At 34.3% G+C, this 16,015-nt stretch carries 12 protein-coding genes; 2 read left to right on the forward strand and 10 right to left on the reverse strand.

Annotated elements, in window-relative coordinates; translation table 11 throughout:
• Positions 1-48 precede the first annotated feature (48 nt).
• Positions 49-1,257: a sodium/glutamate symporter gene (gene gltS, locus BN2390_RS11235; protein ID WP_330373752.1), complete on the forward strand. Its 1,209-nt coding sequence runs from the start codon at positions 49-51 to the stop codon at positions 1,255-1,257.
• A gap of 410 nt (positions 1,258-1,667) precedes the next feature.
• Here gltS and BN2390_RS11240 read toward each other — a convergent pair whose 3' ends face one another.
• From BN2390_RS11240 to BN2390_RS11250, 3 genes are all read right to left on the reverse strand, one after another.
• Positions 1,668-3,194, reverse strand: a complete 1,527-nt coding sequence (locus BN2390_RS11240) for a sulfatase-like hydrolase/transferase (protein WP_053984442.1) — start codon at positions 3,192-3,194, stop codon at positions 1,668-1,670.
• 121 nt (positions 3,195-3,315) lie between these two features.
• Positions 3,316-4,635 (reverse strand): alkyl/aryl-sulfatase, encoded by a 1,320-nt coding sequence (locus BN2390_RS11245; protein WP_053984443.1) that lies wholly within the window; start codon positions 4,633-4,635, stop codon positions 3,316-3,318.
• A 241-nt stretch (positions 4,636-4,876) separates the two neighbouring features.
• Positions 4,877-5,950 carry a C45 family autoproteolytic acyltransferase/hydrolase gene (locus tag BN2390_RS11250; RefSeq protein ID WP_053984444.1) on the reverse strand — a complete coding sequence of 358 codons (1,074 nt, stop codon included), beginning with the start codon at positions 5,948-5,950 and terminating at the stop codon, positions 4,877-4,879.
• Between the two features lie 309 nt (positions 5,951-6,259).
• Between BN2390_RS11250 and BN2390_RS11255 the strand changes: the two genes are divergently transcribed.
• Positions 6,260-7,075 carry an alpha/beta hydrolase gene (locus BN2390_RS11255; RefSeq protein ID WP_053984445.1) on the forward strand — a complete coding sequence of 272 codons (816 nt, stop codon included), beginning with the start codon at positions 6,260-6,262 and terminating at the stop codon, positions 7,073-7,075.
• A 118-nt stretch (positions 7,076-7,193) separates the two neighbouring features.
• Here the strand turns inward: BN2390_RS11255 and BN2390_RS11260 are convergent, their stop codons facing one another.
• The 7 genes from BN2390_RS11260 to BN2390_RS11290 all read right to left on the reverse strand — a co-directional run bounded on the left by BN2390_RS11260 (position 7,194) and on the right by BN2390_RS11290 (position 15,929).
• Positions 7,194-8,300, reverse strand: a complete 1,107-nt coding sequence (locus BN2390_RS11260; RefSeq protein ID WP_053984446.1) for an aminopeptidase — start codon at positions 8,298-8,300, stop codon at positions 7,194-7,196.
• Positions 8,301-8,352: 52 nt separating this feature from the next.
• The gene (locus tag BN2390_RS11265) at positions 8,353-10,062 is read right to left on the reverse strand and encodes a family 20 glycosylhydrolase (RefSeq protein ID WP_053984447.1); all 1,710 of its coding nucleotides are present in this window, start codon (positions 10,060-10,062) and stop codon (positions 8,353-8,355) included.
• A 990-nt stretch (positions 10,063-11,052) separates the two neighbouring features.
• The gene (locus BN2390_RS11270; protein ID WP_053984448.1) at positions 11,053-11,400 is read right to left on the reverse strand and encodes a hypothetical protein; all 348 of its coding nucleotides are present in this window, start codon (positions 11,398-11,400) and stop codon (positions 11,053-11,055) included.
• Between the two features lie 146 nt (positions 11,401-11,546).
• Positions 11,547-12,413 (reverse strand): carbohydrate ABC transporter permease, encoded by an 867-nt coding sequence (locus BN2390_RS11275; RefSeq protein WP_053984449.1) that lies wholly within the window; start codon positions 12,411-12,413, stop codon positions 11,547-11,549.
• Positions 12,410-13,387: a carbohydrate ABC transporter permease gene (locus BN2390_RS11280; RefSeq protein ID WP_053984450.1), complete on the reverse strand. Its 978-nt coding sequence runs from the start codon at positions 13,385-13,387 to the stop codon at positions 12,410-12,412. Before BN2390_RS11280 ends, BN2390_RS11275 begins: the two co-directional genes overlap by 4 nt.
• 61 nt (positions 13,388-13,448) lie before the next feature.
• On the reverse strand, positions 13,449-14,885 hold the full coding sequence (locus BN2390_RS11285; protein ID WP_053984451.1) for a type 2 periplasmic-binding domain-containing protein: 1,437 nt from the start codon (positions 14,883-14,885) through the stop codon (positions 13,449-13,451).
• Between the two features lie 36 nt (positions 14,886-14,921).
• Complete coding sequence (locus BN2390_RS11290) at positions 14,922-15,929, reverse strand: LacI family DNA-binding transcriptional regulator (protein ID WP_053984452.1); 1,008 nt, start codon at positions 15,927-15,929, stop codon at positions 14,922-14,924.
• Positions 15,930-16,015 lie beyond the last annotated feature (86 nt).

Below are 16,015 nucleotides of genomic sequence, written 5' to 3' on the forward strand. Positions count from 1 at the left end.
TTTTATATATACTAATATGAAGTAGAAGTTTCATTTAGAAAGGACAACATGGTAATGACATTAAATTTTGATCTTTACGAAACAATGGCCTTGGTTTCTCTTATATTTTATCTCGGTAAATATCTCCGAAATAAAATTTCTATTTTAACAAAGTATTGTATTCCCCCTTCAGTTGTAGGTGGTTTTATTTTTGCCTTGTTAATTCTTTTCTTTAATCTTACAGGTATTGCTACAATTAATCTTGATACAACACTTCAAAATATTTTTATGACTGCTTTCTTTACAAGTATAGGATTCACTGCTAGCTTGAAAATACTTAAACAAGGTGGAATAAAGGTTGCAACTTTATTAATTCTTGCTACCTCTCTTGTTATTCTCCAAAATATCGTGGGGGTTACACTCGCTACTCTCTTTAGACTTACCCCTCTCCTTGGTCTTTGTACTGGCTCTATTCCAATGGTTGGTGGCCACGGTACAGCAGGCTCCTTTGGACCAATTTTAGAAGATATGGGTATTTCTGGTGCCACTACAATTTCTGTAGCTTCTGCTACTTTTGGGCTTATTATGGGCAGTATTATTGGAGGCCTTGTTGCACGTAATCTCATTTTAGGCCATAAGCTTAAGACACCCCATGATGAAAACTCTACTATCCCCCCAGAAGAAGTTGGGGATTATAATGAAGAAAACCACAATATCCTTTCCTTTAAACGCCTCATGTCAGGGGCATGCCTTTTATTTATTGCAATGGGAATTGGTTCTGTAGTTTCTAAACTTATTCAAAATCTTGGCTTAGCTTTTCCTTCTTATATAGGTGCTATGCTTGTTGCAGCTGTTATTAGAAATATTTATGATTTTACTCATAAAGAGTTAGTAGAAAAAGAGATTGAGACATTAGGTGGCTTAAGTCTATCATTTTTCTTAACAATGGCCTTAATGGGATTAAAACTTTGGGAACTTTTTGATTTGGCATTACCACTTATTATTATGCTTATTGCTCAAGTACTTCTAGTTGGACTTTTTGCTTATATAATCACCTATCGTGTAATGGGCAAAAATTATGAAGCTGCTGTATTTGCGTCTGCAATGTGTGGTTTTGGTATGGGTGCTACCCCAAATGCTATTGCCAATATGGACGAGCTCACTAATCGCTACGGTTTTGTTCCTACACCTTACTTCGTTGTTCCTATTGTAGGTTGTCTCTTTATAGATTTTGTTAACTCTGCTGTGATCACTATTTTCATTAACATCATCGCTTAATAAGTCCTTTTTGTTGTGTAATCCTAAGCTTAGAAATGATGAGGTAGATTTTAGATTATCAATCCATGTAGTCTAGCTCTCTTTCTCTCCACTGAAAAGGTCTATAATGTGATGGGCTGTAAGGTGAGTTATTGTATGGAAACTTTCTCCACAGACTTTTTAGAGAGGCTTAGTGAGTAGAATCAAACTGGTTTTAGGAAAATGTTTGAAGAAAAGTGAACTTCTTTTCTGAGTTTTGACCGTTAGTTTGATGAAGTGAACTTAGCCTCTCTTAAAAGACGAGGACTAGAAGTTGGAATACAATAAGCTTGCCTACATGCCCTCACACCTAAACAAATATTTATTCTTTAAACAACAAAAACCATGTAAGAACTAGCCCCTGACGTCAGTTCTTACATGGTTTTCTCTATTTATTTACCTCTTACAGCCTGAGCCATTTCTAATCCAGTCATATAATCTAACTGTCTTGGCTCATACTCTTCATTTTCTTTTTGCCTTGTCATACCTGTATAGTCCCAAGTTGGCTCAGTTGCATCTTCTCTCCAACTTCTATTTTCCCAGTAATAGCCACGGAATGGGTCTCGTGAACGATTCATCTCATCTAATAATGCATTATGTAGTTTATTACGAATTTCTTTGTATGCTTCATCTTCTATTAAGTTGTTTATTTCACTAGGATCTTTTTCTAAATCATATAGCTCATCTGATGTAAGTAAGTTAAGCACTAACTTATGGCGTCCATCAAAAATTGCTCGAATAAGTTGCATACCTCCAAAGCCATCATGATCCACTTCATATCTACCAAATTCCATGAAAACATAATCTTTCACACGTTTTTTAGTAAGAATTTGATCCTTAATACTTGATCCCATAAACATTTTCGGAATAGGTACACCCATAAATTCAAAGATAGTAGGTGCTAAATCAATATGTGAGACAGGATTGTTGTCCACAATGCCCTTTTCTTCCCATTGCTTACAGCTCATAATCAATGGAATATTTGTAATCTCATCATACATTGCTGGCCCTTTACACCAAAGTCCGTGTTCTCCAAAGAATATACCATGATCGCTTGTATAGATAATTAAAGCATCTGGCGCATGTTTTTTAACTGCATCAACAACTCTGCCAATTTGAGCATCTGCAAAACTATTACATCCAAAGTAAATAGGATCTCTTCCTAGTTTACCACTTTTTGTCTGATTAGTTATTGCTTCTTCACTACGCCTTGCTTGATCTTTTTTCAAACCTGCCCATACTTTATGATGTTGTGGCTTATTTTCTAAAGTATCATAGTGTCCTTCGGTAATAGGTATAAAGTAATCATTATAGCTCTCGGCATAATGTGTTGGTGCTAAAAATGGTTGATGTGGCTCATCATAAGAAACAACTAAGAAGAAATCTTCGTCATGATGTTTTTCTAAAAAGTCAACAGCTCTATTACTACATCTATGTCCATAAGTAAATGCCTCTTCTACACCTTGTTTAAAAATAATGTTTTGGTCTCTTGATAAAACCCTTTCTTCTGGGGTAAGCTCTTCTAAATAATTTCTCATATCATACCAGTATTCTTTATCCCAGCCTTCTGGGCATCTGCCCATCCCGAAGTAATCTCCCCCATCTAAATGCCACTTTCCAATAAAAGCTGTATGTATGCCATGATCATTTAATCTTTGTCCAATATGTTGCACATCTTGCCCGATCCCCATTGAATTTGTCCATCCACCTGTAGAACGTGGATATTGACCTGTAAATAACCCTGCCCTTGCTGGCTGACAAACAGGTTGTGCTGTATAAGCCTTTTCAAATCGGATCCCCTCTTCTGCTAGCCTATCAATATTAGGGGTACGCATATGAGGATTACCATAGCATCCTACCATATCTTTGCGTTGACTATCTGTCATTATAAATACAACTTTTCTAATATTACCTTCCATTTTCCACCTCTATTTACTATATAAAATAACCTTCTTCTCTTGATGTATTTAATTATGTTCACAGATTATTATCTCATAAATTTATAATATAGTAAATGTTTGTTGACTTTTTAGTAAATTTTTATTTTTTCTTAGATAAATCTAATGAAGCACCATTCATGCTTTGAGGTTTAAGCTGCCCACGTAATTGTTTTGCACTTGCTAAATAGTAGTGTCTAGCATTGGCACTAGTCTGTATCCTTGCAAGTACAACAAGTCCCTGTGCTTTAAGTTCTTTGGCAATTTCAACTTCTTCTCCAGCAGCTAGTAAAATATCACAAAGCTCTACTGCCCATTGTTCCTCTTCTTGTTTCAATGCCTCTTCAATTTCTTCTATTACCTTTTTTGCTCCACCCATTAATTTTAATGTTTTTTGTGCATTTTTCATTTTTTGCATAGAACCTAAATGAGTTGGATTCCCATCAAACCATCCCAAATAGCCTGTAAAGATGCTTCTTACTGTCCACTCTACTGTGCCATAGTATTCTTGCAAATATGGAAGTTTTTCAAGTTCCTGCGGTAATTTGATCTGTTCAACTAATTCATCAATCGTCATACCTTCATTCATTCCTTTTAGTGTTTCTACTAATACATACTCGATTGCATCACGATAATTTGTTAGGCTCTGTTTAATCTTCTCTTTCCCTACAACAGCTCTTGTATGTCCTGGTAATAAATATTCTGCTTCATAGCTAATCATATGAGTTAAAGCATCTACCCAGCTACTTACATCACGATATTGTCCTCCTCTTATGGCATAAAGATTTGGCCATGATTCATAATAATTATCCCCACAGCATAGAACTTTTTCTTGTGGTAACCATGCAAAAATCTGATCATCTGTTTCTCCAGGGGCTGCAACTAACTCTAACTCAATACCATCTATAGTTAATACTAACTTTTCTTCACTAAAAAGTTTATTAGGTGATAAATTACTTTTTTCTCCGTTGTTATCATTAATTGGTGCAATGCCTAATGATAATATTTCTTCATTTGAAAGACCCGTACCAAATTGCATAGCTGTACGTTTTGCAAAAATATCCTTTAACAAATGACTCTTTCCATACTGAGGATAGGCAGGTATACGTCCTATAATTTCACAATCTTCATCTGCAAAAACACCTGCTCCACATGTATGGTCAAAATGATGATAATGTGTATAGATAATAGTTTTAATCGGCTTATTAGTTATCTTCTTAAACGCTTCTAATACTTCCTTCGCCACTGTAGTTCCATTTAAAGTATCAATGAGTATACATGTACTTTCACCTTCGATTAAAGTTGCTGTACTTGCACCATATCCCAACGCAAAATAAACACGTTCCGTAATTTTTGTAATACCTTTAGGAAATCCTATCTGTGCTTGCTTAATAAGTTTTTCTTCCCCTCTGAATCTTGTCATTGTATACCTCTTTCTTAATTTTAATAAAATACTTGGATATCAAATCATTCTCCTCCATTATACTTTGATATCCAAGCAGCTGCAACCCCTCCCTCAATGTATTATTTTTTATTTATTCTCTCGTTTAAAAAGTTTGAACCAATATAGGTAGTATATTATAGATACATCTTATAACTGAAAATATTACTTTACTTTCTATAACTTATATGTAAAAAAGGAGTGCTATTACGCACTCCCTTACTTATTTATCTATTTTGTAATAATATGTTCTCGCTTGATCTCTACCCGTACAAATCTGTAAAGTTAAATCATCTAAATTATAAACACATGACCATTGTGTATCTGATGGTATCGTTTCATTTAGCCCCTCAATCACACGTGTGCCTTGTGATGGAACGCTAAGTAATAATTCCATAGCTTCCTCTTCATTCATAATGCCACCTGTTTCTTCTTGCTTCGCTTTAATAACCTCATAACGATCTTGGCCACTTCCTTCGTTCATATCATTATAAAGCACAAAGTTTGTTGCAGCTGTGTAGCCTTCTTCTTTGGTTAGCACATGCATTTCATCATCTATGTATTCAATAATTGCAGTATCTCCTGTTGCATCAGCAATTTGGAAATGGTATCCTGTATCCCCACTTGAGTTCATATCATATTGTTCAAGTAAAGCTATAGCTTCCTTTACTGTTGCTGCTTTGTCTAAGATCATACGAATAGCTGACGTTGTTGTAATAGGTACTTTGCCTGTTGATTGATGAACAATCCCTTTATTAATAACAAGTACACCTATCGCTAGTCCTTTTTCATTAATCCCATCTAATGGTGCATAAGGTGCTGCTAAAGTAATCACACGATTTAAAAGATTTTTATCTGGCATATTCTCTGCACTTAATCCTAAATGATTTAAGTTAACAACAGATATAGACTCATAACCATCTGTAGGTGTCGTACGTACAATCATTCCTATAGAAGGTACATAATCAAAGTTTCTACCAAATAAATTGTCCCCTTCTGGTGATGTTGCTATAAATGTACTGCATGCACCATCTGGATTGACTTCAAACGGTATGCCTTTTAATATTTTTTGAGTCACAAAGCCTACAAGCTCATTATCTGTTGCTGCACCCTTTTCTAAAAATTCATCTAGTCCATAATCTGCATGGTAAGTCATTTCATAAAATGGATGTCCATTTAATTCTTTAAAGCTAAGTAATGTACGAATTTCTCCAAAGAATAAAGTTCCTACTCCTATTACCACTAGAAGAAGTACACTGACAATACTTATGCCCGTAATTTTTAATGCTTTTTTCATAACTGATCTCCCTGTATTTATTATTTATGAACTTATTATAAAACAGATTATCTTGATAATCAAATTATTTTTATTTCAAACTATTTTAACTTAAAATTATTTCATCATCAAACTATCTCTTTATACTTTTACTTATTTAATAATCAATAAGTTTCTGTATATTCTACACTCAAATTCAAATATACTTGAACAACACAGAATTACATGTTAAATTTACTTATATATCAGTAATTTTTCACTACAATTTTTACCTTTTACCTCATTATTTATAGCTTTTATTATCAACTTATATCCTAAAGGAGTTTACTTATGCTACATCAAATAATAGAAATTGATTCAAGAGAATGTGAAAAGGCACAACTCTATACTTATTTTTTAGATAACTATCAAGAAATTGACCTTGCAAGAAAAAGGCCTGTTGTCATCATCTGCCCTGGTGGTGCCTATGGATATACTTCTGAACGTGAAGCTGAGGCTATTGCTATTCAATATAATGCCCGTGGCCTTCACGCTTGTGTACTTAAATATCATTGTGCACCAGCAGAGTACCCAACTGCCTTACTAGAACTTGCAAAGACTGTGTCACATCTGCGTCAAAATGCAGAACAATATCACATTGACCCAGATAAAATTATTATTTCCGGTTTTTCTGCAGGCGGGCACTTAGCTGGAAGCCTTGGTGTATTTTGGCATCAAGATTGGTTGCAAACTTTAATGCAGGAACCTATGTCAAACTATAAGCCTAATGGCCTACTCTTATGCTATCCTGTTCTCACATCAGGTGAAAAAGGACATCAAGGAAGCTTTACAAACCTCCTTGGTTCTTCTTATACAGAAGAACTTAAAGCCATGCTTAGCTTAGAAACTCAAGTAACTGAGTATGTTCCTCCTACTTTCATTTGGCATACCCAAACAGATAATGCCGTACCTGTAGAAGGAACACTAATGTTTGCGACTGCCTTACAAAAAGTAAATGTTTCATACGAACTCCATATCTATCCAGTTGGAGGGCATGGTCTAGCTTTAGCCTCCCAAGAAACAATGGCTAACGGATATCCTGGTAGCATTCAAAAAGAATGTCAAAATTGGATTAGGCTTGCTTGTACTTGGGCTCATAATCTCTAAATAACATCTTTCTAAAATATAATAAAAGCAGGTATTACATTATTTCTATGTAATACCTGCTTTTATTATATTTATAAAGTCTTCTTTGTACACCAATAGTACTGATGGCTCTATCAAATTACTCCATACTTAAAGCTTTTTTCAATGCCTCTTTATTAAGATGTAATAATTCTTCAACTACAAACTCTCCATCTTTTCTAATGAGCACACCATCAAACCAAATCTCCCCTCCACCATCTTGTGGTTTATGAGATTGAATAAGGTCCCAGTGAATTGCCGAATTATGTCCTGGTGTAAAATGCATTGTACCAATCATTTTCTCATCAAAAAGTGTATTATAAATGGGTTGTTCCATAAATGGATTTGTTCCAAGAGAGAATTCACAAATATAGCGTGCTCCCTCATCTGTATCTAAAATAGCATTAAGCTTTTCTGTTTCATTAGCTGTTGCCTCAACAATCTTACCATCTTTAAACTTAAATTTAACATCTGTAAAAATAGTTCCTTGATAGTTAGATGGTACGTTATAAGCAATAGTTCCATTTACTGAATCCATTACAACACCGGCCATCCCTACTTCTCCATCTGGAATATTCCATCTTCCACTACATATACTTGTCCAACAATCTTTAATAGAAAATGTTAAATCCGTTCCAGGTGCTATAATATGCACCTTATCTGTTTTATCCATAAGATCATGTAAAGGTTTCATAAGTTCATGGAACTTGGCATAGTCTAATGCACATACATTGAAGTAATAATCTTCAAAAGCCTGTGTACTCATATGCGCTGTTTGTGCAAAGCTATTGGTTGGATAACCTAAGATACACCATTTAGTATTTTGACAGCGTTCCTTAGCATGAAGTGGCCCACTATACTCTGTATAAATCTTCATCTTATCTGATGGGACATCTGACATTTGATAGAGATTATCTACTTTTCTTACTCCTATATAGGCATCCATATCTTTCATACGCTCTAAATCGTATTTAAGTTGATACTCATATTGCTCTTTTGTCGCTCCTAAAAGAAGTGCTTTACGAATCACTTCTGATTCAAGGTTAACAAAAGGAATACCTCCTACACGATAGGCTTCTTCTACAAGTGCTGTAGCAATTTCTTCTCCTCCATTAGGAAGGTCGATTAAAAGTTTTTCCCCCGCTTGTAACTGTACGGAATACTGAATTAAGTTTTGTGCAAGTTTAGTTATTCTTGGATCTCTCATTGCTGCCTCCTAGTTTGTTCGTCTCTCTTACTATAACATATCATATTTATTATTATAAGTTGCAATTATGTACTTCTTTACAGATTTTATCAAATATAATATAATCTCCTGAAAACTTATTATTCCATAGTTTTTGTGCTAATACTTGAATACCTTCTTTAGCTCTATCATAGATATCTTCTTCTGAAACAGGTACATTTATCATATCATTCCAAATAGAAAAAGCACCTCCTAATAGCTGAGGATGTCCTGCCGGGATTGTATATGCCTCTCTGAACATATTTGGCTCCCATGTATTAAATAAATTTTCTTTATCTAAGTATTGTCTATAGTAATTTGCATGAGGTACAATATATAACCTGGTATCATCAGAATTAATAATCTGATAGCCCGCTTCAATCATTTCTATAGCATCCACCCAGTCTAAGCTCCATATATTGATTGTAACACCTTCACTTATAATAGGTGTCTGTCCCTTGAAACTACTTAAATTCCCCCATAATCTTGGTGTCTTACCTTTTGCTTTAATCCATTTCAAATAGTAGTCTGTATAAGCTCTAAAATGTTCTAATACTTCATCACTTCCAAAATATTCATCTGCTCCAATATGTACTTCCTTACATCTAAAGACAGGCATATCTCCTTGTAAATATTCATTCCATAGCTTATCTATAAATTCATACGCTTCTTCTTTCATAACATTAAGATGGTCTCTTCCCTTTCCAATTCCTAATGTTAAATCTTTATTATATTGAGTCAATGCTAAACAATGTGCAGGTGTATCGATCTCTGGCACTATATCTACACTATATTTATCTGCAAAATCTATTAATTCTCCAAATGCGCGCTTTGTATAATGACCATCTTTCGCCGTTAATCCTTGATATGTATCACACTCTAGTCTAAATGCTGAATAAGCCTTCTCCCAGTTTACTTCATCGATATGAATCTCATTGTCATTTAAGTGAATATGAAAATCATTCATCTTATACCATGCCATAAGCTTTACATATGTTCTTAATGCATCCATAGAGGAAAATCTTCTACCTACATCCAACATAAATCCTCTTTTTTTATATCTAGGATAATCTCTAATCATCCCCTGCTCTAATTTTCCTTTTTGACGTTTTAGCATTTGAAGAAGCGTTCTTGTTCCGTAAAATATTCCTCTTGTATGACAAGCACTTATCTTCACAAAGTTATTAATACATAAATTATATCCTTCATCTCCTATAATTTTATCTTCATTACTTAATACAAGTAATATGTCACCTTCCTTAACTATACCACCTATTACTATTTCTAAATCCAAACCTATTTCTTCATTTAAATCCTGTTTTAATATCTGAGCACTTACTATTAACTTCTCTTTAACATTTTCAGAAATTCTTATGATAGAATTCTTCGTAATTAAGTATTCCCCCTCTAAGCCTATCCATTCTTGTACCTCCGGAATAACATAAGGCTTAGTATTTATAGCTAATGGTGTACCATATTTTCCTGGAACAACTACTTCTAAACCTTTGGTCCACATAACTTCCTGCCCATAAGACACTTTAAAATCTACAATAACCTTCATATCTATAAATGGTGCATAAATATTACCTACATCATCAATAATTTGCTTATAATCTGAACCTAAAAATTCTATCTCAAATCCTTTTGGAACGTAGGGCATTAAAATTTTATGTTGGTTTGGACAAATCATTCTAACTTTTAAATTTTGCACTACTTCTTCAAGTTGTTTTTTTATAGTTATCATATTTTCCCCTTATACAATATATTTCTATATTATTTTAACATATTAAAACTTTATCTTTTAACTCTCTATTTACTAAATAATTGTTTAATTTTTATATATTTTCACTAAGCTTTATCATTTCCATGTCTGACATAATAAATATTTTATGGAGTGAAAACTTAGTAGTTGAGGTAGACCGGTCGGCACTACGTATGTGCTCTCCCTTTCGCTTTTGCTCAAATGGACTAAGAATGTGTAAACTCCTATTCAGTCAGAACGTGCGAAAACTCACTAATGCTCAGACACTCGCATAAAAGCCTTCCTTCATATTCGTTAACACATTCTAAGCCCATTCTCAATAAAAGCTACATGGAGGTCACCCACGCATCACCACCCTTTTCTACTCAGTTAGGTAAGTTTTCACTTCCAGTAGTTCACCGTGGTGAAGAGATAGGAGTAAATGTTTCTTCTTTCAGGGCAAAACCTTCAAGTGTTTGATAAGGCTCCTTCGTCGTTTATTCCTGATCTCAGCCTATCTTAAAAGGTGAGCGTTAGCAAAGCTACTGTGAAGCCTTTCAGGTTTCAATGTCTTTTGCTACTGAATTAAGTAAGATTCGCTTTGTAGAATTGATAGTACTTTTGATCTGAACTCGGAAATGATTAGGCATTTTCACATGAAAGATGTTTAGAAAATGGATCATGTAGTGTAGCTGTCTCTCTACTGGAAAGGCTATGATGTAATGGGCTGTAAGGTAAGTTATTGTATGGAAACTTTCTCCACAGACTTTTTAGAGAGGCTTAGAGAATGGAATCAAACTGGTTTTAGGGAAATGTCTGAAGAAAAGTGAACTTTTTTCTGAGTTTTGACCGTTAGTTTGATGGAATGAACTTAGTCTCTCTTAAAAGTCGAGGACTAGAAGTTGGAATACAATAAGCTTGCCTACATGTCCTCACACTTAACCAAATATTTATTTAATTAAAATGGGACCTCCACCGAGGTCCCATTCTGTTTTATTGTCCAAATACTTCTACACGTTTTCTCTTACCTAAATAATTAATTGCACGCATTTTACATCTACCCATTTCGTTGTGAGCGCAGAAGTTACTAAGGTCCATCAATAAAAATAATGTATCTGTCATAAGGTATTTAAGGTCCTTTAAATCATTTTCATGTTCACAATCTACTTGAACTTCTGCTGCATCATTTAATAATTTTTCAATTCCACCTTGAGTATCTTGGAAAATTTCCTGTAAGCTTTGTGCACTCATAGTCTCTTCTGTTTCTATATACTTCTCTAAAAAAGCTTCTAAAGTCTTATTTATATTTTTATATTGGTCATAAACTTCTACTAGTTCCATTTGATTTCCTCTTTTCTTAAGCTCATTGATTATTAACACTTTCACTATAACATGACTTCTTACTCTACAACAATAAGGGACTATTATGAAATCATTATAACTAGATTTCATAATAGTCTCTCTATCTATTCTATACACTATATTGTCTATTCTTTAACCCCTCCAAGCGCCACGCCTCTTACAATAAATTTAGATAAACATAAATACATAATGACAACTGGCATAATCGCAATGGTAATAAGCATATAAACCTGGCCTAAATCAAATTTCAAGAAATCTGCACTACGTAGTTGAGCAATTAAAATAGGTAACGTCTTTTTGTTACTACTATCAATAATCAAAGCTGGTATAAAGTAATTATTCCAACTGCCTACAAAAGTAAAAATAGCTTGAACTGCCATGGCAGGCTTTAAGATAGGTAATACTATTTTATTAAACGTATAAAATTCTCCTCCACCATCTACACGTGCAGCTTCGATTAACTCTATGGGGAGATTACTTGCCATATACTGTCTCATAAAGAATACAACAACAGGCGCTGCAATAGCCGGTAATATCAATGGCCAGAAAGTATCACGTAGCCCCATATCATTCACCAGCCTTACAAACCCTAGTGCTGATACCTGTGTAGGGATCATCATAATAAGTAATATAAAAGTAAATGCTTTATTACGACCTTTAAATTCATAAGCATGAATACCATATGCTGTCATCGCTGAAAAATAAATACTACATATAGCTGACACTGCCGATACAAACAAACTATTAAATATACCAGATAAAACAGGTAGGTTCTGATTACCTAATACATTTCTTAAGTTTGCCATAAAAGAACCACCTGGCACAAAACTAAAACCTTGTTGAATAGAAGAATTTGACCTTGTGGCATTAATCACTAACATATAAAAGAAGAATAGAGAAAGGAAGGTCAACAGAGCAAGTACTATATAGCAAACCATGCGGTAAAAATGAGTGGACATTTTTTCTTTAGATTGGTCTTTTTGACGGCTCATAGCTTTCCTCCCTCTCCCTTAATTTTTGTTCTTTTAGACTCTCTATTTCCTGTAAGATAAAAAACAATTAAACTAAGTACAGCAGCAATAATGAATAAAATTACAGATAATGCCCCTGCCATACCATAGTTCTTACTATATAGATGGTTATTTAAGAACATGATTAACGTTGTACTTGTATTATTGGGTGCCCCCGTTCCATTGGTTAATATTTGTGGTACATCAAACATTTGTAACCCACCAATAAGAGAAGTTATAATGACATACACTAATATAGGACGTATTAAAGGAAGCGTAATCTTAAAAAATATTTGAGATCCCTTTGCTCCATCCATTTCAGCAGCCTCAAAAGTAGATGTATCAATTCCCATTATAGCGGCCATCAAAAGAATGGTTGTGTTACCAAACCACATCAAAAAGTTCATCAGAGCAATCAGTCCTCTAGTCCCCCAAGTACTTGCTAAAAACCTGATAGGCTCTTTGATGATTCCTGCAGACATAAGGCTACTATTGACAGGACCTATATCTGAAAACAAAGCAAAGAATAACATTGCAAAAGCTGAAGCCATAATCAAGTTAGGCATATAAATTACTGTTTTAAAGAAGCCTGTTCCTCTAAGCTTCAATCTTAAATTAGTAAACCATGCTGCAAGTAGTAATGAAATAACAATTTGAGGGATAAATCCAAGTAGCCACAAAATCATTGTATTCCCCAAATAGGTTATCAAATCTCCTGATGTAAACAAGGTGATATAGTTTTGAAATCCTACAAAATTAGGCCCTATTATTTTCAGCCCACTTCGATAATTTTCAAAAAAACTATTGTAAAAAGTTGATACTAAAGGAACGAATGAAAAAATAAAAAAAGTAATAAAGAATGGTGCTAGAAAAAAGTATCCCCATTTAGAGTAACTCACACCTTTATTTTTTTTGGTTCTTTTTGTGGTCATTATCTCCCCTCGCTTTGTGATCATTGCTGCCCTACTCTCTCATAAGTGTAGGGCAACAATTTTTATAAACTTTCAACTTTATCTATTATGGTCTCTTAAGTTCAGGATATTTAATAAGTGCATCTTTGTAGAAATTATCAAGCGCTTGGTCTTTTGTTACTGTGCCATTAAAGTAATCCATAAAGGCTTGTTGGAAAGATTCATTTAATCCTTGATCATAAGGAGAAATATTATCCATGCTAATGTTTTTTGCAGAAGCATTAAAGAGCTTAATATGATTTTGACCACCTAAGAATGCAGATTGGAAATCACTTGATCCAATCTCTTCCATTGCAGCCTTATTATTAGTGTAGTCTTGTGTATCTAATGTAATTTGTTTCATTGTGTCACTATCACAAGTAAGTGTAAGCATAACGTCTTTTATTGTGCCCAAGTTATCTGTACCCTTTGCTGCACAAATCCAAGTTCCACCCCAATAATAAGCTTGTGGTCCTTCACATACTGCATAGTCGCCAAATATCCCATTCCCTACTTCTTCTTTTCCACCTTCTGCTATTGGTGTTTCAAGAGAGTTACCTAACAATGTAAAGTTAATACCCCATGTTGAATAAAAGAATCCAAATACATCACCACTTAGTCCTTGATCTTTTGCCCAACCATCGTTCCATAATGAGGTTTTGTTATTATAGCCCTTATCTGTATAAGTCTTAGTTTGGTCTACCCACTTCATCAAATTATCATCTATATCGATAACATTATCGCTTCCTACCCAAGGTGTTGAAACATTATTTGAGAAAGTACGATAGCTATCATCAAATCCTGATAACATCTTATAACCTTTTGCTGCTGACTTTTCAGCTACAGCATCAAATTTCTCCCAATCAGATAAAGCAGCTTGAACTTCTACTGGATCATCTGTTCCTAATACATCTTTTGCAATGGAACGACGATATACGAAAAGTCCTGGTGTTGCTTGCCAAGATACACCCTTTAATGCACCATTACTATCTGTTGTAATTTTTTGGGTATAGGTATATTGATCTACAAGATCAGCATCTGTTAAGCCAATATCCTTTTTAACATCTAAGGTATACTCTGTATCTACATATTTAAGTGCGTAGTCGGCTTCTACTAAAAAGATATCAATTTTATCATCTTTGGCCGCGGCATCTTGTTTTAATAAATCTTCATCTAACTTATTTTGGTACTGATTATTTTGATTTGGCGTGATAACCCATTTAACATTGATATCTGATGGCAGTTTACTTGCATAGTAATCATTGAAACGACTTTGGAATTCTTCATTCCATGCATAAATAACAAGTGTTTTTCCTTCCTCTGAATCTGTCGTATCTGGTTGTGTTGTCTCTGAAGTTGTAGTCTTAGTATCTGTATTTGTAGATGTTTGCTCATCTGATGTTGAAGGAGTAGATGTTGAAGAATCTGCAGTTTGCCCTGAACAGGCTGTTAAAGTAGATAATAATAATACCTGTGCTAATAATAAAGACATATGTTTTTTCATTAAAATACCCTCCTCAATTTAACTTCCTTTTACTTGCTATAACTTTTTCACTGAGTTACCTAATAGCAACTCCCCTTTTACAATGACTTGTTGTGGGATTGCTGTCTTTGGTTTTTCGATCAGTTCAATTAATCTAAGTGCTGCTAGCCTTCCTAATTCATCTGTATTTTGTTTGAGGGTTGTAAGTGAAGGTTCTAATACTCTAGATAAGTAAATGCCATCATACCCTACAATACTTATATCATCTGGTATACGAAGTCCTGCATCCTTGATCACATTGATACCACCAATGCTAGAAAAATCATCAGGAAAAATAATACAAGTAGGAGGTATCGCAAGTTCTAGAAGTTCTTTTGTCTTTATTGCTGTTGCCTTTGGATCATGATAAATCGCCTCACATACATATTCATCAGGTATCTTCATTTTTAGCTCTTCGCAAGTCTTATAAAAACTTGCTAACCTTTTTTGAGTAACTGAAGTATCTTCTCCATGGATAAATGCAATTTTTCTATGTCCACACTTGTGTATATACTGTACAAGTTGTTTCATACCATCTACATTATCTGAAAGAATAGCGGTTCTATCATTAAAAAGATGATCTATGGTTACAACAGGTATATTCCCTTCTATAAGCTCCATCACCTCTGGTGCCCTAAAGTCAACGCTTGCTATAACAATGCCGTCATAGCCACGGTGCATGCAATGTTGATAATAGCTCATTGGTTTGCCTCCAATGTTTTGGCTAATAAAAGTAATAGCATATCCATGCTTTTCTGCTTCTACTCTAAAACTTTCAAGTACACAAGAGAAGTACTCATGAGTTAATCCTCTTTGTGTTTTGTCGGTAAATAATACACCTAGATTATACGTTCGGTTAGTTTTTAAACTTCTTGCTGCTGCATTAGGCATATATCCCATATCACGCGCTACTTGAATAATCTCTTCTTTCTTTTTCTCACTAATATCTTTGTGCCCATTTAGTGCCTTGCTCACTGAAGATGTGGAAACTCCGCATGCTTTTGCAATATCTTTAAGTGATACCATACGCCTCCTCTCCTTGCTCCTTTCCTTAATCGTTTGAGTAACTTTCTATACTCATAATTTATGCAGTATGCTTTTTTATAATGACA

Origin of the sequence: Niameybacter massiliensis (assembly GCF_001282685.1) — a bacterium.
GTDB classification, from domain to species: domain Bacteria; phylum Bacillota; class Clostridia; order Lachnospirales; family Cellulosilyticaceae; genus Holtiella; species Holtiella tumoricola.